Origin of the sequence: Tellurirhabdus bombi (genome assembly GCF_021484805.1) — a bacterium.
Taxonomy (GTDB): domain Bacteria; phylum Bacteroidota; class Bacteroidia; order Cytophagales; family Spirosomataceae; genus Tellurirhabdus; species Tellurirhabdus bombi.
The window spans coordinates 2536593-2554790 of record NZ_CP090557.1 but is presented as its reverse complement, the minus strand read 5'-3'; the positions used below and the strand labels follow the sequence as shown (position 1 = coordinate 2554790).

Here is an 18198-nt window from a genome sequence, read left to right as displayed (position 1 = left end):
GGTCTTTGTTCTGCCAACAGAAAAACAAGGCGCTTTGTTGGGCAAATCTGCTTTTTAACCCAGCAGATCAGGCCGTCTTGCCTTGGTTCGCTCCACGGCCTTTTCAAATCGCCACTCATTGATTTTAGCTTCGTGACCCGAAAGCAGAATTTCCGGAATGGCATGACCTTCAAAGTCTGCCGGGCGCGTGTATACGGGCGGCGAGAGTAAATCATCCTGAAACGAATCCGTCAAGGCCGAGGTTTCGTCGGAAATGACCCCCGGAATCAGCCGAATAATGGAGTCAGCAACCACCGCAGCGGGCAATTCGCCACCCGTCAGCACGTAATCACCGATGCTGATTTCTTTCGTGATAAACAACTCCCGCACGCGTTCGTCAACGCCTTTGTAGTGCCCACAAAGAATGAGCAGATTTTTGGCCAGCGAAAGCCGGTTTGCTGTCCGTTGGTCGAAGCGGTCACCGTCCGGCGTCATATAAATAATATCGTCGTAAGAACGTTCCGCCTGCAGAGCCCGGATGCAACGCGCGATGGGTTCAATTTGCATGACCATACCGGCCCCGCCACCAAACATATAGTCGTCGACGCGCTTGTGCTTGTCCGTTGAATAGTCACGCAGATCGTGGATAACCACTTCGACCTGCTGGCTCTGCTGCGCCCGCTGCACGATGGAATGCGCAAAAAAGCTATCCAGCAATTTAGGCAGGCACGTAATAATATCAATCCTCATCGGGGAAAGTTGGTTCGTCGGAATCAATTGGTTCGTCTTCGTCGTCAGGCTGCTCTTTTTTTCCAGCACCTTCTTCCAGGTACAAATCAATCAGACCTTCCGGCAAGCGAACATTCAGGACTTTCTGCTCCCGATCTGCGGTTGTGACAATATCACTGTTTGAGGGAATTAAAATCTCCTGCCCCTGATAATCCATCACAATCAGATCCTGGGTAGACATGCTGTATACGGTCCGTACCGTTCCCAAGTCTCCCATTTTTTCGTCGCGTACCAGAAAACCAACAATTTCGTGGAAGTAGAACGCGCCTTCGTCAAGTTCTTCCAGGTTCTCCAAAGGCAGGTACAGATCGCAATTTATCAGCTTTTGCGCCGCCTCAATCGTGTCTACATCTTCCAGACCGACAATGGCCCGGTTGCGGTGGATCGAAATGGACTCAATAAAGTAAGGCACCAGTTCGCCCCTTACCTCGACCAGTACCGAGTCCAGTTCGTCGTATACATTTGGCACATCCACATCCAGAAAGAACACCAGTTCTCCCTGTACGCCATGTGTTTTTGTTATTTTACCCAGTTGGTAACAATCGTCTTTCGTCACAGCAATTAGATCGCCGCAGCGACCGTTTATTCATTTAGTATACCCTATAAACAACAACTGACGGGAATCCATTCCGCATTGGCAGAACAGACGCCCATCAGTTGTCTAAAGAGGAAATTATGCTTATTCAGCCGCTGTTTCTTCGCCTTCAGAAGCCGCTGGTGCTTCTTCAGTTTCAGCCGCCGGCTCAGGCTCTGGTTCTGGAACGGCGTTCTTTTTAGCGATGGCTTCGGCACGGGCTGCGCTAACTTTCTGCTCAGCTTCCAGACGCGCTTGTTTGTCGCTCGCTTTCTTCTGAGATTTCGTTTCAGCAACACCGGCTTTGCGGCCTTCTTTTTCTTCTTTCCAAGCGTCGAACTTAGTGTCGGCTTGTTCCTGCGTGATGGCACCTTTAAGTACCCCAACTTGCAGGTGTTTTTTCAGCATAACGCCTTCGTGCGACAAAAGGGCACGAGTCGTATCGGTTGGCTGGGCACCTTTCAACAACCAATCAACTGCGCGCTCCGACTTCAGCGTAACGGTAGCAGGATCGGTGTTTGGGTTGTATGACCCAATTTTTTCAATGAATTTACCATCCCGTGGTGATCTGGCGTCGGCTATAACGATGTCGTAGATAGCCAGTTTTTTGCGTCCCCGACGCGATAAACGGATTTTAACTGCCATTGTAGTGGTTTATTTTTCCTGAAGGAACACGTCCCCCAAAACCGGGCGCAAAGTTACTGATTTTTTGATTGTTTACCAACGTGTTTGCCCCATTCCTTCGAAGCTTTTTCGGGAATGCTTCCAGCGTTTGTGCGACCAGAGCCAATCTGACGGGTTTTTGCGGATTGTTTTTTCCAACAAATCCCGGTAGCGATCAATAATTTCGCCTGGTGAAAGCTGCTCGTAAGGCGGTTCAGCAACGGGCCGAAACGTAGCGATGTAATAGCCCCGCCCGACACGCTCCATCTCAATGTAAAAAACCGGATGTTTCAGGCTGCGGGCGAGGCGCTCCGTACCCGGATAAAAGGGGGTTTCCTGGTGTAAAAAATTGGTCCAGTAGCCCATTTCGGGTCTATCGGGAACCTGGTCGGCAACCAGCGCGATGAGGCGAGGTTCGTTTTTCCGGGCAGCAATTTCCCGTAGCAGGCGGTGCATGGGCACAGGTTTTGCGCCAAAAGCAGAGCGGATATACCGCACAATCTTCTCGAATCGTTGGCTAGCCAACGGCTTATAAATGGCGTCAGCTGGCATTCCGTTTAGCACAGCAGCCGAAGGAGCCCACTCCCAATTACACTGGTGAGCCGCCATGATAATTACACTATGCCCCGCTTTCAGGTAGTTTTTCACGACCTCCTCATTGTAAAATGTCACCCGACGGCGCAGCTCACCGACTGAAAAAGCCGGCATCTTGATGGTTTCCACAATGAGGTCGGCCAGATGGCGGTAGAAGCCCTGCGCAATCTGGTGCCGCTCGGCAGCCGATTTTTCGGGAAAGGAGTTGGCGAGATTTTGCTCAATTACCTTACGGCGATACCTGAAGACACGGGCCAACAAAAAGTACAAGAAGTTACTCAGAATATATAACCAACTGATTGGTAGCTTGGAAAGTAGGCGAAAAAAAAACAGGCTCATTAGAAAATAAAGAACAGCTGGTATACCACTCTATAAAAACGAAATAAAAATTTACCGAAAAAGTTGACTGTTCGACATTTTTCTCGTTATTTGGATTTATAAGATAGAATAACGATTATTGGAAAAGTACCAAGTTAAGCAGTCCATAAATGCCATTCGAATAGAAGCTCATTACTTACCTTGTCTGGCCTATTTTACTGCTATTTATCCTTTCGATACGGTTTGGCTGGAAGCCGCCGAGCATTATGGAAAGCAAAGTTACAGAAATCGCTGTTATGTACGGACAGCTAATGGTGTGGACCGGCTTACAGTTCCGGTTTTGAACGGCACGCACAAACAAGCCATTCGCGATATAAAGATCGATTACCGGCAGTCATGGGCTGAGCAGCAATGGCGATGCCTGGAAACAGCTTACCGCAAAGCCGCTTTTTTTGAGCACTATGCCGAAAATTTTAGAACCGTTTACCAAAAAAAATATACTTTTCTTTTTGATCTGAATGTTGAGATGCTGACAATTTGTCTGCATTCCCTCGGATGGCAAAAATCCCTGAAAATCACCGAAGAATTTGAGAAACAACCGAATAAGGCAGAAGTAGCAGACATGCATGCGTGGATTAGCCCACGTGGCGACGATCAAAGTGGCAGTGTATACCGGCCATTTCCGTACCTTCAGAATTTTGGCAGTGATTTTGTACCTAACTTAAGTCTTATTGATCTGATTTTTTGTCAGGGGCCGCTCGCCAGTGAGATCTTACAATGCTCTCGTTTAGAGTGAACAAACCCGAAAAAAATTTCGTTAGAGTAATAAGACGCAATACGATTTATAGACCCCACAGCGAATGGAAGCTAAATTTTCGAACCGAGTAAAAGAAGTCATCACACTCAGCAGAGAGGAGGCCTTGCGTCTGGGCCATGATTACATTGGCACAGAGCACCTGCTGCTGGGCATGATTCGGGAAGGTGAGGGGGTAGCCGTCGGGCTTTTGAAAAAATTGGGAATTTCTCTGGAAGAATTACGACTAACGATCGAACAAGCCACCAAAGGAACCGCCACCAACAACGTCAAGAATCTGGCTAACATCCCACTGACCCGCCAGTCGGAGAAAGTGTTAAAAATTACGTATCTGGAAGCAAAAATCTTCAAAAGCCCTCTAATTGGTACAGAGCACCTGCTGCTGTCTATTTTGCGGGATGAAGATAACGTGGCTACCCAGATTCTGAACAAGTACAACGTTAACTACGAAGTCATTAAGGAAATGCTGGAATATCAATCATCAGGTACGCGCCCACATATGGGCTCCGAAACCGACGACGATGACGAACGCGGCAGCATGTTTGGTGGAAGTGGTAGTTCTTCGTCGGGGAAAGACCCGAAAGGAGCCGAAAAATCACGTACGCCTGTACTCGATAACTTTGGACGGGACTTAACGAAGCTGGCAGAATTAGGAAAACTTGATCCTATTGTTGGCCGTGAGAAAGAAATCGAGCGTGTTGCTCAGATTCTAAGCCGCCGTAAAAAGAATAACCCAATTCTGATTGGTGAACCAGGCGTTGGTAAGACGGCAATTGCCGAAGGACTTGCCCTGCGTATTGTTCAGAAGAAGGTTTCGCGGGTGCTGTTTGGCAAACGAGTTGTAACTCTTGATCTTGCCTCGCTGGTAGCTGGTACCAAGTACCGTGGTCAGTTTGAAGAGCGGATGAAGGCCGTTATGAACGAGCTGGAAAAATCGCCGGAAGTTATCTTATTCATTGACGAGTTACATACCATTGTTGGCGCTGGTGGAGCTTCCGGCTCGCTGGATGCATCCAACATGTTCAAACCAGCCTTAGCCCGTGGAGATATCCAATGTATTGGTGCTACTACGCTGGACGAATACCGTCAGTATATCGAAAAAGATGGCGCTTTAGCGCGTCGGTTCCAGGTTGTTATGGTGGATGCAACTTCGGTTGAAGAAACCATTGAAATCCTGAACAACATCAAAGATAAGTACGAGGAACACCACCACGTTAACTATACGCCGGAGGCCATCGAAGCAGCCGTTAAGCTGTCAGAACGTTACATTTCTGACCGTTTCCTGCCCGATAAAGCCATCGACGTAATGGATGAAGTTGGTGCCCGCGTACACATCTCTAATATCTCTGTTCCTGAGGATATTCTGAAGCTGGAAGAAAGCATTGAGAATATCAAGAAAGAGAAGAATCAGGTTGTTAAAAGCCAGAAATACGAAGAAGCCGCCCAGCTTCGCGATAAGGAAAAACGCCTGATCGATCAGCTTGACCGTGCTAAGCAAGCGTGGGAAGAAGAAACCAAGAAGAAACGCTATGAGGTTAACGAAGAAAGCGTAGCCGAAGTCGTAGCGATGATGACGGGTATTCCGACAAACCGCGTGGCTACCAACGAAGGAGCCAAATTGCTGAACATGGGCGAACAGCTGAAAGGTCGCGTGATTGGCCAGGACAAAGCCGTTGAGAAACTGGTGAAAGCCATTCAGCGGACGCGGGTTGGTCTGAAAGATCCGAAGAAACCAATTGGCTCGTTTATCTTCCTGGGTCCAACCGGGGTTGGTAAAACCGAGTTAGCCAAAGTGCTCGCTACTTACCTATTCGACAAAGAAGATGCGCTGGTGCGGATCGATATGTCGGAATACATGGAGAAGTTTAGCGTAAGCCGTCTGGTTGGAGCGCCTCCGGGCTACGTTGGTTACGAAGAAGGTGGTCAGTTGACGGAGAAAATCCGCCGGAAGCCTTATTCAGTCGTGCTTTTGGATGAGATCGAAAAAGCACACCCGGATGTGTTTAACATTCTGTTGCAGGTGCTTGACGATGGTATCCTGACCGATGGTTTAGGCCGCCGCGTTGACTTCCGTAATACCATCATCATCATGACGTCGAACATTGGGGTTCGTGACCTGAAAGATTTCGGTACAGGTATTGGTTTTGCGACCAAAGCTAAGTCCGAAAATCAGGATGATGCGATGAAGAGCACTATTCAGAACGCCCTGCGGAAAGCTTTCTCGCCGGAGTTCCTGAACCGTCTGGACGATGTAATCGTGTTTAACTCACTGCAACGTGAAGATATTCACAAGATCATCGACCTCATGCTCGGCAAATTGCTGGGTCGTGTAACCAGCCTCGGCTACAAAGTCGAACTGACGGATAAAGCGAAAGACTTCCTGTCAGAAAAAGGCTACGATCCACAGTATGGTGCTCGTCCTTTGAGCCGTGCCATTCAGAAATACCTCGAAGACCCCGTCGCTGAGGAAATCCTGAAAGGCGATCTTAAAGAAGGCGATGTCATTATGGCTGACTATGACGACAACGGTGAAGCGCTTAACATCTCGGTGAAAAAACAAGAAGAAGTAGCTAACTAATAAGGTTATAGATAAAAAAAAGGCTGGACGTTCGTTCAGCCTTTTTTTGTGCTTTTCATTTTACTGCTGCGGAGGATTGATCATGATGTGAGCGCGGTGGGTTCCGGGATCCATGAGCCAGGGCATACCGGGTGCCTCCGCCTTCAAAGGTAAACCGGTACTCTCGGTAGTCGCGTAAGGGATGTAAACGACATACCGCAAGTAACCGTCTTTCACTTCTCCCGTTGACAAATTGTAATTCTCATCTTTGGCGGAAAAGACATACAGCGTCGTTGGCTGCTTTGGCATTTTTAGCTTACCGGCCTTGGTTTCTTCTTCCCGAATCTGCATAATTTCGTCGGATTTCTTGCCCGCTTTTTGCAATTCACGGCCTCGTTTCATGAAAGGTTCCAGATCACGGTGATAACAGGAAACCGAAAGGCCTTTTTTATCGGGATCATCGGTAAGGCATACCAAATCATTCGAACCTTTTCGAAGCACAACAAACTCTTTTTGAGCGTTATACCCATAAACCAAGGCTCCCTCCCGCTTCTCGGTTGGGGCGGCCAGAAGGGCAGTTTTAATCTGAAGATCAGTACTGGGAAGAGCGGTCTGGGCCGAAGCATTCAGCGCCGTAACCATTAGTAGCACGACCGGAAGAGCAAGGTTTTTCATAAAGATTAGAGGGTTGGATTGATAAGCAACTTAGCGAGTTTTTTTGGGTCGTCAAATGTGGATGACGTTAATCTTTCACGAATTGCCTTTATTAATTTTCTATCTTTATTGCCTGTTACTATTCATTTACTCGTGGCTACTCAAACGCTTTCGGTTTCGTCTTTTAATATGATTCTGTTTGCCGCCCAACAACGCGGCGCTAATCCCAGCGATCTGATTCAGGCCGTTGGTGTCAAACCGGAGCAGCTGGGTGACCCTGATGGCCGGATTCCCATTCCGACAGTACAGGCGCTCTGGCACGAAGCAATTACAGCGACTGGCGATCCTGCCCTTGCCTTGCACATGAGCGAGATGATAAATCCGGCTGCTATTGGTGTGCTGGCCTATGTGATGATGCACTGCCCAACACTGGAAAAAGCACTGGATAAACTTTGCCAGTATCAGGACATTGTTTGTGAGGGTGTGGTTACAAAGATGCAGAAGAGTGGTGATCAGTTCAGCATGGTTCTTCAGATCATTAGCCCAGATATTATTTACCTGGATCACGTGCTTAATTCTGAGCTATCAATTTACCTGGCAGCCATGCGCGCCCTAACCAACCAGCCTGTTGCGGCCAAGGAAATCTCTTTCGCTTATCCCCGCCCACTCGACAGCCGCGAACACGAGCGAATTTTTGCGCCCGCCCGATTGACTTTTGACGCTCCTGAAACCAAAATGATCATGGATGCAAGCTGGCTGGATACGCCCATCTTAAATGCGCATCCCGGCTTGTTCCCGTTGTTTGAACAACGTGCTGAAAACCTGCTTAGTCAACTTCGTACGTCAAATGGGACTACGTTAAAAGTACGCGTTAAAGAGGAAATCATTGAGCTACTAAAAGGAGAAGAGCCTACTTTGGCGGCAGTTGCCGACCGGCTTTCAATGGGCCTTCGGACGCTTCAATTGCACTTAAAGGAAGAAGGAGTTACCTACCAGCAACTCCTGGACGAAGTGCGGCGCGACCTGGCCGAGCAGCACCTCCGCGACTCGCATTTAAGCACAACCGACATTGCCTATTTGCTAGGCTATTCCGAGCCTAGTGTATTTTACCGGTCTTTCAAGAAATGGACAGGTTCAACGCCTGGGGATTATCGGAGTTCCCGCCTGACTTTCCGTCAATCGGCGTAACGGGTTGAAACTGATGACTTAACTGTGTTTCTGCAAACCAGGCTAGCGTATCTGTCATGGCTTTTTCAAGGGGCGTTGGCTGAAAATCAGGGAGCTTTTTACGCAGCTTTTCGTCATCCATCACAACCGTATTTTCAAAAAGATAGAGCATTTCGGTAAGCTCCCGCATCATAGGCGAGAATAGGCCGAGAAAGCGGAATAACAGGGGCGGGTATACTCGCACCTTCAGGGGCTTTCCCGTCAAACGTGTCAGTTTTTCGAAGAACCAGCGAGCGGAAGGCCAGATTTCGCCGCCATAATTCCAAACCTGATACGTTCCCAAAGGTAGCTCCACGGCCTCCTGCATCAATTGTACCATTACTTCAGCGGCATCAGGTGTGTATACGGCCTGATGGGCGATTCGGGCGTTTGCAATCCACGGCATGGCTTTTCCAGTTAGAGCCCCTTCAAAAATAGGCCGTATGCCTTCGTTCAGCACATTAGGACCCCAGAAATCCGGCAACCGCACATTCAGTACGTTACATCGCTCCTTTGTCGCTGCTTCTTTCAACATGGCCTCCAGATCAACGCGCAACTGGCCTTTTCGGGTACACGGGCTTGGCTGGCTCTCTTCCCGAATCGGCGTCTTGCTATTGCCAAAATTGTAGATGTTGCCCGGAAAGACAATCGTCGCTGGCTGGTCAGTGGTGGCGGCAGCCTCAATCACATTGCGCGTTACGGCGTCCATGTTACCGAACCACTCTGGATACGGATAATTGATGCCGTGAAAGATAAAATCTTTACCGACAGCCAGTTGCTTTAACAAGTCTGCATTCTGCGCATCGCCTTCCGCAATGGTTAGCGTAGGCGCGTTAGAAAATAGCTTTTCGGCTTTGCCCCGGTTTCGAACCAGAATCGTGACGGGTAAATTTCTCTGCAATAGATTAACCGTAAAGGCATAGCCTAAACTACCGGTTGCCCCGAGGACAAGCGTACTGAAATAAGTTTTCATGAGTGAATGATTAGGGTGGAAAGGAAACTACTTACCAATAATGTCTAAATGCGTATGCTTGAAGCTATCGGTGTATTTTAATCCGTAGCCAAACAGGCGGTCCATGCTTGAATGCGCAAAAAGGATGCATCCTGCCAGCATCCAGGCTGGGTCCTGCAAAAAGAAGCCCAGGCTGCCAACGATAATGCCCGTTGCTTTATGATGAATTAAATTATAGAGATAGGCGCCCAGGCGGGTGCTTACCAGATAGCCAAGCATGCTTAAATCAGGTACCAGAATTAACGCCGGAAACCACCACCAGGCGTAAGGAAGCTGAGTAAAAATAGCAATTGAGAGGGTAAACTGGGCGAGTTCTTCAATTTTCAGGAGGTTCTTCACGGCTTTTGCTGTTAAAATTCTTATTACAAAAGTCCGCCATAAACACCGGATCGAAGATGACCGGAAATGAAAATGAAGTGACCAAAAACGAAAATCTGACTAAATCAGGGATTAAGCAGCATATACTCTAGTTAATCCCTGATTCTTTGTATTAAAGCTGGGCTACGCTAGCCACTTTTGCAAAATCGTCCCAGAACGACGGGTAGGATTTCGCCACGACGCCCGGCTCTTCAATAATAACCTCCCGCCGCATGGCAACCGGCGCGAAAGCCATGGCCATCCGGTGGTCGTCATACGTATGAATGGACGGAACCGCCGACTCATCCGCCGATGGCAGTTGACGAACTTCGTAGCGTGTATTGGTTTCTACCTCGACTAACTTCGCACCAATTTTTTGCAGTTCGGCCTGAAGTGCTCCTACGCGGTCTGTTTCCTTGATTTTTAGGCTTTCGATGCCCGTCAGCGTCAACAAAACGCCTTTCACGGCGGCCACTACGGCCACGGTCTGGGCCAGATCCGGGCAATCAGTAAAGTCCCAGGCCAGTGATGGCTGGGCCGGAATTTTGGTTAAGCGAACCCCGCCGTTGAAAAAGGTACTTTCAACGCCCAGCGGTCGCATGATGGCTACTATTTCGCTATCTCCCTGCAACGACTGCTCTTTTAAGCCTAGCAGTTCGACTTCGGAACCTTCTTCGGCTAAGGCGACAACGCTGTACCAGTAGCTTGCTCCCGACCAATCGGATTCGACGGCGTAATCGCGGGCGACGTACGGAGTGGCAGGAACGGTAATTGTGTTAGTTGACCAATCGGCCTGGGACTGAACGCCAAAATGCTCCATCTGCTTCAGGGTCATTTCGATGTAAGGCCGCGAACCAACGTCACCTGTTAGTTCGAGCACCAGTCCATCAGGCAGCAACGGCGCAATCATCACCAGTGCAGAAATATATTGGCTACTCACATCCCCCCGAACGGCTACCCGATTCGTATCGCTTTTGTTAAATCCTCGCGTCGTCAGCGGCGGAAAACCTTCGTTGTTCAGGTATTCGATATCGGCGCCCAGTACCCGCAGGGCATCCACCAAAATCCCAATGGGACGCTCACACATGCGGGGTGTACCCGTCAGGGTCTTGTGCTTTCCCGAAACGGCAAAATACGCCGTCAGAAAGCGCATGGTTGTTCCGGCGTCCAGCACATCGGCCACGGGCTCATCAGACTCCAACAGCCGAATCATGGTTTGCGTATCGCGGGCGGCAGAAATATTGTGTAAGTTGGCCTGAAAGCCAGTCAGTGCGTTGATAATCAAAGCCCGATTGCTTTCGCTCTTGGAGGAAGTCAATTGGATCGTCGCCCGGACAGGGCCAGTCGGGGGAGTCAGTTGTACAGCGCTCAATGCCGGAAAGGATTAGTGAATTTCCCGCAAAAGTACCATTCGGGATGCACAATGAATAACGAATCGAAAATAATGCCCGATGAAATTACAAGCCAAACCTCCCCTACCAACGGCTCACTGCCCTTTATTCATTCATTATCAATACGTTTTGAGCACTTTAAGTCTATTATTGCGGTTGATAGGTATACTTATAAAACTCGCTTTATAGCATACGCCACCCAAACCAATCAAAACGCCCGTTGGCACCAGCGCCCTGGTATTAATCTGTCGACTGTTTACAATATCAGCGCCCATAAAAACAACACCCGCCAAGGGCAACATCACAGCTCCAAGCGTTACCCAGGGCAACCGTCGGTACGTATAAACCCGCTCGACCCCATCCAGTCGGAAATGCACCGTTTCCGGCAGAAAATTATTGGAATTTTCTAAAACCAGCGCAAAGGAAGTATCCGTCACCACGCTGATTCGTTCTCTGTACCGGCGTCCGTCGTACCGAAACTTGATTGTCTGACCGGGAAAATAACGATAGCGCCGATAGGGTGACAATGGGCCTGCTTTATCCAAAGCCACATAGCGCGTACCCGGTTTTTTTAGATTCGCGTATTCTGGATTATTACGAATCAGCAACGAATCAATGGATAGCGTATCGGTTGATTGCGCCTGAGTAACAGTAAACAAACAAGAAAAAATAGCAATAAAGAAGAAACTTTTCATCTTTGGTGGCAATGTAAGTGGGTGTGATAGGGATAGTGTCTAAAATTATAACGAATTAAAGAACGAATCGTCATTCAACAATCAGCATTTTTCGGCTTGAGTTTACTAATTCATCCCTACTTTTGGGACTATTATCCTGAATTGTTAATGTCTTGGCGTCCAATTTATAGTTACCTTGGACCCGAAGAATGCCAAAAATGATAAACGCAAATAGCTTAAAAGATTTTACCCGACGGGTTTTTCAGGCCATCGGCTGTTCAGAAACTGATGCTGAACAAGCCGCTACGGTGCTGGTTCAGGCAGATCTTCGGGGCGTCGATTCACACGGTGTAGCGCGGCTGGCGGGTTATGTCCGCTTGTATGATCACGGTCGGCTAAATCCAACGCCCGACGTCCGAATTATTCATGAATCGCCTTCAACAGCCGTAGTAAATGGCGACAAAGGACTTGGCCTGGTGGTTGGTCCGAAAGCAATGCAAATTGCCATCGACAAAGCCCGGGTGGCGGGAACAGGCTGGGTTGCCGTACGCAATTCCAATCACTTTGGCATTGCCGGTTACCACGCCATGCTGGCCCTCGAAAACGACATGATTGGCTGGGCCATGACCAATGCGGCGCCGCTGGTCTCTCCTACTTTTTCGCTGGATAAACTACTGGGTACCAACCCAATCGCTGTTGCGGTTCCGGCGCTCACCCAACCGCCGTTTGTGGCAGACTTTGCAACCACGGCAGTAGCATACGGAAAGCTGGAAATCCTTCAGCGTACAAATCAGGATGCTCCTTTAGGGTGGGCCCAGGACGCTGCCGGACAGCCAACCACCGACGCGCACGCCGTTCGGAACGGCGGTGGCTTGTTACCATTGGGGTCGGATCGGGAGCACGGTAGCCATAAAGGCTATGCCCTTGGTGCGATGGTCGATATTTTTACGGGTGTTTTGTCCGGAGCCAACTACGGCCCCTGGGTTCCGCCGTTTGCCACTGCGGGCTTCATGGCGGCACAGGCGGGTGTTGGCGAAGGAACCGGGCACTTTTTTGGTGCCATGCGCATCGACGCCTTCCGGCCAGCCGATGAATTTAAGCAGCACATGGACCAGTGGATAGCTGCGTTTCGGCAGGCACGCGCCGTTGACGGAAAGCAGGTATTGATTCCGGGCGATCCGGAACGGGAAATGGAGGCAATCCGCGCTGCGGAAGGCATTCCGCTTATTGAACCTGTACTGAAAAGCCTGGAGGAACTGGCCGAAAAACTACGTATTCCATTTATTGCTTAATGATCCTCTGGCTGGACCATTAAGTAAATGAAAAGTAGAGTCCAAAATCTCCAAATAGAATACTGGCTCGTTATTAGTATCTTTGTCGTTTTACCCACAACACACTTAAACACATTTTGTCTGACACATGAAGATAGTGGGGATTTCTGCTTTTTATCATGACTCCGCAGCTGCGATTATTATAGATGGGAAAATCGTAGCGGCCGCTCAGGAAGAACGATTTACCCGCAAAAAACACGACCCCGACTTCCCAACGAATGCACTTCGGTTTTGCCTTCAGTACGGCGGGGTTTCGCTGAAAGACGTAGATGCTGTCGTATTTTACGACAAGCCATTGCTAAAATTTGAGCGTTTGCTGGAAACCTATTACCACTTTGCGCCCAAAGGAGTTCGGTCGTTTATCACGGCTATTCCGGTCTGGATTAAGGAAAAAATGTTCCTGAAACGCCTGATTCGTGAGGAGTTAACCAAAGCTTTTGGTGACGAAGCCAAAGACGTCAAGCTTCTTTTTCCAGAGCACCACCTGTCGCATGCGGCCAGTGCCTTCTATCCATCTCCGTTTGAACGCGCGGCCATTCTGACCGTTGATGGGGTTGGCGAATGGGCAACGGCGTCTATCTGCCTCGGCGATGGAAAAGACATTACCATTCTGAAAGAACTGCGTTTCCCGCATTCACTGGGTCTTTTATACTCTGCTTTTACCTATTTTCTGGGTTTTAAAGTTAATTCAGGCGAATACAAGCTCATGGGCCTTGCCCCCTACGGCGATCCCGCTTCCCCTGATATTGCCCGCTACTGCGACATCATCCGAAACCACATTGTTTCCATCAAAGAAGATGGTTCAGTTTGGCTAAATCAGGAATATTTTGATTACGCCACGGGCTTAAAAATGGTGAATGACGACCAGTGGGAAAAACTGTTTGGCTTTCCCCGCCGGAATCCAGAAGATGAACTGAAAGAACACCACTGCAACCTGGGTCTGGCTATTCAGCAGATTACGGAGGAAGTGATTGTGAAAATGGCTGAAGAAGCCAAGCGCCTGACCGGAGCTAAATACCTGTGCATGGCCGGAGGGGTAGCGCTAAACTGCGTATCCAACGGAAAGCTCCAGAAAGAAGGCGTTTTCGACGAAATATTCATCCAGCCAGCGGCGGGTGATGCGGGTGGCGCTCCCGGCGCAGCCTTAGCGGCTTACCATATTTTCTACGGTAAGGAGCGCGTAGTGAGCAAAGGCCTGGATGGCATGGAAGGTTCTTACCTCGGCCCAACGTTCAGTGATCTGGATGTAGAGCTGATGAGCCGCAAATACGGCGCTGTTTACACGCGTTACGACAATTTTGGCGATCTGGCGAAACAAACCGCCCAGGTTCTGGCCGAAGGAAACGTGGTTGGCTGGATTCAGGGCCGCATGGAGTTTGGACCGCGTGCACTCGGTGGCCGCAGTATTCTGGGCGATCCGCGCAATGCCGAAATGCAGAAAAAACTGAATCTTAAAATCAAGTACCGCGAGTCGTTCCGGCCTTTTGCGCCTTCCGTTCTGGCCGAAGATTGCGAGCAGTATTTTGAGTATAAAGGCGTTTCTCCGTACATGTTGCTGGTGCATCCGGTGGCTAAAAGCCGCCAGAAACCACTTCCGGCAGACTACCATAGCCTGTCGCTACGGGATAAGTTATATCATCTTCGCTCCGACCTGCCTTCTATTACGCACATTGATTACTCTGCCCGGATTCAGACGGTGCATCAGGAAACCAATCCGCGTTATTACCAACTCATTGATGCGTTCAAGCAATTGACTGGCTACGGCGTTATTGTCAATACGAGCTTCAACGTACGGGGCGAACCAATTGTCTGTACGCCTGAGGATGCGTATCGGTGCTTTATGCGGACAGAAATGGATTACCTGGCGGTCGGAAATTTCTTATTTGCCAAGCAAAAACAGCCGCAGTGGCAGGAAAAAGACAACTGGAAAGAAGAATTCGTTTTGGATTAATTTTCTCATTTTATACATTTTCACACTTTAAAGAAATAACCACAAATTCTTCATGGACTTTCTAACGGATTTGTTTCGCTTTATGAAGGAGCGGAAAAAATGGTGGCTGGCACCGATGATTCTGGTGTTGCTCTTGCTAGGCATTATTCTGGTTATTGGAGGTGGTTCTGCTATCGCTCCTTTTATTTATACGCTGTTTTAACATGATGAAGTATCCCAACGAGACGGATGTACTGAAAGCAAATCTTGCCATTGCAACCGGTTTTCTGGCGATCTACCTTTTTACCAACCAGCGATACAGCTGGATGCTATACGTAGCCGTAATTGTCGGGGCAGTAGCCCTGCTGATTCCTGCTTTAAGTCGCTGGGTAGCGTGGATCTGGTTCAAACTGGCCGAAGGCTTGGGTTGGTTTAATTCACGGGTGATTCTGTCGCTGGTCTTTTTTATACTTCTCTTTCCGTTTGCTTTCTTATTTCGTCTTTTTAATAAAACGGGCAACTGGTTTAGCGCCGGTAAAACAGCGAAGTCGGTTTATCAGGAACGAAATCACCAGTATTCGGCGAAAGACCTGGAGGATAGCTGGTAAGGCCCTTTTTATTCGCATTCAACTTGCTTTATAGGTAAGAACCATTAGTCGGCGGTGCCTGCACCGCCGACTTTTTGTATCTTTGCTCATTCAATGACTTGTTTGTATGTCACTTAAAATTAAAAGTGCGATTCTTATTATAGCCACTGTCCTGCTGGCTAGTTTCTCTTTTTATTTCTGGCAGATATTCCGTACTCCAAACCTGCAAACGGGAGAAAACGATGGCGATTTTGCGTTGCTAATTCCGCGCGGAGCCACCTTTGAAACCGTCATGGACTCGTTGAACAAGCACAAAGTCATAAACGATAAAATTTCGTTTGGATTTATGGCCCGATTGCTGAAATACAAAGAGCACGTTAAGTTTGGCCGCTACGTCATCAAGAAGGAAATGAATAACTACGACGCCATTCGTAAATTGCGGGCGGGCGCGCAGGACCCCATGAACATTACCTTCAATAATATCCGCCTTAAAGAAGACCTTATTCAGCGACTGGGCAATAAATTTGAATTTGGCCCTCAAAAACTGGGCGCTCTGCTGAATGATCCCAACGTTTGTGCCAAATATGGCTTCGACACCACCACCATTATGTGTCTGTTTCTGCCAAACACGTATGAGTTCTTCTGGACCGCCACCCCAGAAACCTTCCTGGATCGAATGGGCGATGAATATAAAAAGTTCTGGACGGACGGACGGAAAGCCAAAGCTAAAACCATGAATCTTAGCCAGACTCAGGTGCAAGTACTAGCTTCAATTGTGGAATCAGAAACGAAGAAGGAAGACGAAAAGCCGCGTGTTGCCGGCGTATATTTCAACCGTTTGCAAAAAGGAATGCTGCTCGAAGCAGACCCGACGCTTGTGTTTGCCCACCGCGATTTTTCCATTCGGCGCGTGCTGAACCGACACAAACAGATTGACTCGCCTTACAATACCTATCGTTTTAAAGGTTTGCCTCCAGGCCCGATCAACCTGCCAACGCTGACCTCTATTGATGCCGTCCTGAATCATGAAAACCACGAGTACATCTATTTTGTAGCCCGTGCCGATTTCTCCGGTTATCATACTTTTGCCAAAACCTACTCAGAACACCTTGCCAACGCCCGGATCTACCAGCAGGAGCTAACCAAGCGTAATATTCTTAAATGAGCATCACCAACTGAATAAACGCGGTTTTCAGACTGCTTTTTAAGTTGGTGATGCTCATTCTCCATCGCTTATGTTTATTTACGATGTTCCGCCCGTCCGCGTCCGTTACGCCGATACCGACCAGATGGGTTATGTCTATTACGGAAATTACGCCCGATTTTATGAAATTGGCCGTGTAGAAGCGCTCCGAAGCCTGGGGTTTCATTACAAAGAAATGGAGGCTTCGGGCGTTATGATGCCCGTTTACGAAAACCGCTCACGCTATTTGAAACCCGCCCGTTACGACGATTTATTAACAATTCGGGTGAAAATTAGTGACTTGCCCACGGTGCGTATCGTCTTTCAATATGATATTTACAATGAGCAAGGCGATCATCTGAATGCGGGTGAAACCACGCTTGTGTTTCAAAATTCAGGTACTGGACGGCTTTGCAAGGCACCCCAGGATTTGATTGAAAAGCTCAAACCTTTTTTTGCAGCGACGGTTTAATTAATGAACAAACAGCACAATCGAAAAGTATGTTTGAGCAAGTAATGGGCCTGAAGTTTATGCAGCGTTTTCGGCTAGGGCTGCAAAATAACAAGGCATTTGACTCTAAGCTGAACTGGTACGACTTTCTGAATAGATTCATCGCGAAGTTTCTGGATAATGACACGAATGAGCGCTCTACCTCAGTTGCCTATAGCCTGATCCTTGCTGTATTTCCGTTCATTATCTTCTTATTTACGCTTATTCCGTACATTCCCATCGACAACCTGGAAGACCAGGTTATGGAGTTTATGCGGCAAGTATTACCCGCCACCACCTACGATACGGTCAAGCATACCGTTTTGGATATCATTAGCCGCCCCCGCCAGGGCGTACTGTCTTTTGGTTTTATTCTGGCGGGTTATGCTGCCACGAGCGGCATGGTGTCCCTGATGGCGGCCTTCAACTCTTCGCATACGAGCAAAGAGAGCCGTGGATTTTTCAAAACGCGCCTGATTGCCGTGGGATTGACTTTAACGCTGGTGATTTCGCTGTTTCTGGCTATTGCCATTCTTGTTGTGGGCGGCGTTATTTCGGACTACCTGCGGCAATTTCGCATTTTCGACAATCCTGTTTTTTACACCTTGATCGACCTTGGTCGTTATGTGGTTGTTTTCATCGTCTTTGTGCTGGCTATTGCGATTTTATACCGCTTCGGGCCCGACGCTAACATGAAATGGAAGCTCATCACACCGGGCTCCATTCTTGCCTCTGTATTGATTGTTATCACTACGCTGGGCTTCTCTTATTACGTCTCTAACTTCAGCTCCTACAACAAACTTTATGGCTCCATTGGAACGCTCATTGTGCTCATGGTCTGGATTAATCTGGTTTGCCTGCTGCTAATTCTAGGTTTTGAAATGAATGTTTCTCTCTATAATCACGAGGAAGAAATGCTTCCGAAAGTCAATTCTAAACCAGCTAGTGTTACCTAAAACTCACTGATAGTTAACTCAATTAGCCGACAACTAGTATTCACCTTCGCTCTTTTCCGTTTGCTCAATAGTATACTATTATATCCCTTAATTATTGGTAGTATTGTCTTACAAGGCTTGAATAAAAGTTAGGATTTAG

At 48.4% G+C, this 18198-nt stretch carries 19 protein-coding genes; 10 read left to right on the top strand and 9 right to left on the bottom strand.

Going from position 1 to position 18198, the window contains the following annotated elements; translation table 11 throughout:
- Nucleotides 1-54 precede the first annotated feature (54 nt).
- The 4 genes from trmD to L0Y31_RS10780 form a co-directional block, all read right to left on the bottom strand.
- Complete coding sequence (gene trmD, locus L0Y31_RS10795; protein WP_234733074.1) at nt 55-729, bottom strand: tRNA (guanosine(37)-N1)-methyltransferase TrmD; 675 nt, start codon at nt 727-729, stop codon at nt 55-57.
- Nucleotides 719-1324, bottom strand: coding sequence for a ribosome maturation factor RimM (gene rimM, locus L0Y31_RS10790; RefSeq protein WP_234733073.1), 606 nt, complete (start codon nt 1322-1324; stop codon nt 719-721). Before rimM ends, trmD begins: the two co-directional genes overlap by 11 nt.
- 123 nt (nt 1325-1447) lie before the next feature.
- Nucleotides 1448-1987 (bottom strand): 30S ribosomal protein S16, encoded by a 540-nt coding sequence (locus L0Y31_RS10785; protein ID WP_234733072.1) that lies wholly within the window; start codon nt 1985-1987, stop codon nt 1448-1450.
- 72 nt (nt 1988-2059) lie between these two features.
- On the bottom strand, nt 2060-2938 hold the full coding sequence (locus tag L0Y31_RS10780) for a lysophospholipid acyltransferase family protein (RefSeq protein ID WP_310587081.1): 879 nt from the start codon (nt 2936-2938) through the stop codon (nt 2060-2062).
- Nucleotides 2939-3056: 118 nt separating this feature from the next.
- Here L0Y31_RS10780 and L0Y31_RS10775 point away from each other — a divergent pair, with 118 nt between their 5' ends.
- Both L0Y31_RS10775 and L0Y31_RS10770 read left to right on the top strand, forming a co-directional pair.
- The gene (locus tag L0Y31_RS10775) at nt 3057-3713 is read left to right on the top strand and encodes a WbqC family protein (RefSeq protein ID WP_234733071.1); all 657 of its coding nucleotides are present in this window, start codon (nt 3057-3059) and stop codon (nt 3711-3713) included.
- Between the two features lie 64 nt (nt 3714-3777).
- The gene (locus L0Y31_RS10770) at nt 3778-6309 is read left to right on the top strand and encodes an ATP-dependent Clp protease ATP-binding subunit (protein WP_234733070.1); all 2532 of its coding nucleotides are present in this window, start codon (nt 3778-3780) and stop codon (nt 6307-6309) included.
- Between the two features lie 60 nt (nt 6310-6369).
- Here the strand turns inward: L0Y31_RS10770 and L0Y31_RS10765 are convergent, their stop codons facing one another.
- A complete protein-coding gene (locus L0Y31_RS10765; RefSeq protein WP_407084031.1) occupies nt 6370-6963 on the bottom strand; it encodes a hypothetical protein in 594 nt (197 codons plus the stop codon).
- A gap of 132 nt (nt 6964-7095) precedes the next feature.
- On the opposite strand from L0Y31_RS10765, the gene L0Y31_RS10760 reads away from it, so the two are divergent.
- Entirely contained in the window at nt 7096-8130 is a 1035-nt protein-coding gene (locus L0Y31_RS10760; RefSeq protein ID WP_234733069.1) for an AraC family transcriptional regulator, read from the top strand.
- Here L0Y31_RS10760 and L0Y31_RS10755 read toward each other — a convergent pair.
- The 4 genes from L0Y31_RS10755 to L0Y31_RS10740 all read right to left on the bottom strand — a co-directional run bounded on the left by L0Y31_RS10755 (nt 8060) and on the right by L0Y31_RS10740 (nt 11603).
- Complete coding sequence (locus tag L0Y31_RS10755; protein WP_234733068.1) at nt 8060-9121, bottom strand: NAD(P)H-binding protein; 1062 nt, start codon at nt 9119-9121, stop codon at nt 8060-8062. The two genes, L0Y31_RS10760 and L0Y31_RS10755, sit on opposite strands and share 71 nt — an antisense overlap.
- Before the next feature lie 27 nt (nt 9122-9148).
- Nucleotides 9149-9499, bottom strand: coding sequence for a DUF4260 domain-containing protein (locus L0Y31_RS10750; protein ID WP_234733067.1), 351 nt, complete (start codon nt 9497-9499; stop codon nt 9149-9151).
- A gap of 151 nt (nt 9500-9650) precedes the next feature.
- Nucleotides 9651-10889: a 3-phosphoshikimate 1-carboxyvinyltransferase gene (locus L0Y31_RS10745; protein WP_234733066.1), complete on the bottom strand. Its 1239-nt coding sequence runs from the start codon at nt 10887-10889 to the stop codon at nt 9651-9653.
- Between the two features lie 138 nt (nt 10890-11027).
- A complete protein-coding gene (locus tag L0Y31_RS10740) occupies nt 11028-11603 on the bottom strand; it encodes an SH2 domain-containing protein (protein WP_234733065.1) in 576 nt (191 codons plus the stop codon).
- Between the two features lie 197 nt (nt 11604-11800).
- Here L0Y31_RS10740 and L0Y31_RS10735 point away from each other — a divergent pair, with 197 nt between their 5' ends.
- The 7 genes from L0Y31_RS10735 to L0Y31_RS10705 all read left to right on the top strand — a co-directional run bounded on the left by L0Y31_RS10735 (nt 11801) and on the right by L0Y31_RS10705 (nt 18059).
- Entirely contained in the window at nt 11801-12874 is a 1074-nt protein-coding gene (locus tag L0Y31_RS10735) for an Ldh family oxidoreductase (protein WP_234733064.1), read from the top strand.
- Between the two features lie 127 nt (nt 12875-13001).
- On the top strand, nt 13002-14864 hold the full coding sequence (locus tag L0Y31_RS10730; RefSeq protein ID WP_234733063.1) for a carbamoyltransferase family protein: 1863 nt from the start codon (nt 13002-13004) through the stop codon (nt 14862-14864).
- A gap of 52 nt (nt 14865-14916) precedes the next feature.
- Nucleotides 14917-15066, top strand: a complete 150-nt coding sequence (locus L0Y31_RS10725; protein ID WP_234733062.1) for a DUF5989 family protein — start codon at nt 14917-14919, stop codon at nt 15064-15066.
- Between the two features lies 1 nt (nt 15067).
- Nucleotides 15068-15451 carry an SxtJ family membrane protein gene (locus tag L0Y31_RS10720; RefSeq protein ID WP_234733061.1) on the top strand — a complete coding sequence of 128 codons (384 nt, stop codon included), beginning with the start codon at nt 15068-15070 and terminating at the stop codon, nt 15449-15451.
- A gap of 106 nt (nt 15452-15557) precedes the next feature.
- Nucleotides 15558-16595, top strand: a complete 1038-nt coding sequence (gene mltG / locus L0Y31_RS10715) for an endolytic transglycosylase MltG (protein WP_234733060.1) — start codon at nt 15558-15560, stop codon at nt 16593-16595.
- A 70-nt stretch (nt 16596-16665) separates the two neighbouring features.
- Nucleotides 16666-17085, top strand: a complete 420-nt coding sequence (locus L0Y31_RS10710) for an acyl-CoA thioesterase (protein ID WP_234733059.1) — start codon at nt 16666-16668, stop codon at nt 17083-17085.
- Between the two features lie 29 nt (nt 17086-17114).
- Nucleotides 17115-18059, top strand: coding sequence for a YihY/virulence factor BrkB family protein (locus L0Y31_RS10705; RefSeq protein WP_234733058.1), 945 nt, complete (start codon nt 17115-17117; stop codon nt 18057-18059).
- The last annotated feature ends 139 nt before the right edge of the window (nt 18060-18198 follow it).

Bases quoted from the DNA above. Each gene is read 5' to 3' on its own strand.
- trmD (WP_234733074.1), bottom strand. From the start codon at position 729: ATGAGGATTGATATTATTACGTGCCTGCCTAAATTGCTGGATAGCTTT.
- L0Y31_RS10785 (WP_234733072.1), bottom strand. From the start codon at position 1,987: ATGGCAGTTAAAATCCGTTTATCGCGTCGGGGACGCAAAAAACTGGCT.
- L0Y31_RS10780 (WP_310587081.1), bottom strand. From the start codon at position 2,938: ATGAGCCTGTTTTTTTTTCGCCTACTTTCCAAGCTACCAATCAGTTGG.
- L0Y31_RS10770 (WP_234733070.1), top strand. From the start codon at position 3,778: ATGGAAGCTAAATTTTCGAACCGAGTAAAAGAAGTCATCACACTCAGC.
- L0Y31_RS10765 (WP_407084031.1), bottom strand. From the start codon at position 6,963: ATGAAAAACCTTGCTCTTCCGGTCGTGCTACTAATGGTTACGGCGCTG.
- L0Y31_RS10755 (WP_234733068.1), bottom strand. From the start codon at position 9,121: ATGAAAACTTATTTCAGTACGCTTGTCCTCGGGGCAACCGGTAGTTTA.
- L0Y31_RS10740 (WP_234733065.1), bottom strand. From the start codon at position 11,603: ATGAAAAGTTTCTTCTTTATTGCTATTTTTTCTTGTTTGTTTACTGTT.
- L0Y31_RS10735 (WP_234733064.1), top strand. From the start codon at position 11,801: ATGATAAACGCAAATAGCTTAAAAGATTTTACCCGACGGGTTTTTCAG.
- L0Y31_RS10730 (WP_234733063.1), top strand. From the start codon at position 13,002: ATGAAGATAGTGGGGATTTCTGCTTTTTATCATGACTCCGCAGCTGCG.
- L0Y31_RS10725 (WP_234733062.1), top strand. From the start codon at position 14,917: ATGGACTTTCTAACGGATTTGTTTCGCTTTATGAAGGAGCGGAAAAAA.
- L0Y31_RS10720 (WP_234733061.1), top strand. From the start codon at position 15,068: ATGATGAAGTATCCCAACGAGACGGATGTACTGAAAGCAAATCTTGCC.
- mltG (WP_234733060.1), top strand. From the start codon at position 15,558: ATGTCACTTAAAATTAAAAGTGCGATTCTTATTATAGCCACTGTCCTG.
- L0Y31_RS10710 (WP_234733059.1), top strand. From the start codon at position 16,666: ATGTTTATTTACGATGTTCCGCCCGTCCGCGTCCGTTACGCCGATACC.
- L0Y31_RS10705 (WP_234733058.1), top strand. From the start codon at position 17,115: ATGTTTGAGCAAGTAATGGGCCTGAAGTTTATGCAGCGTTTTCGGCTA.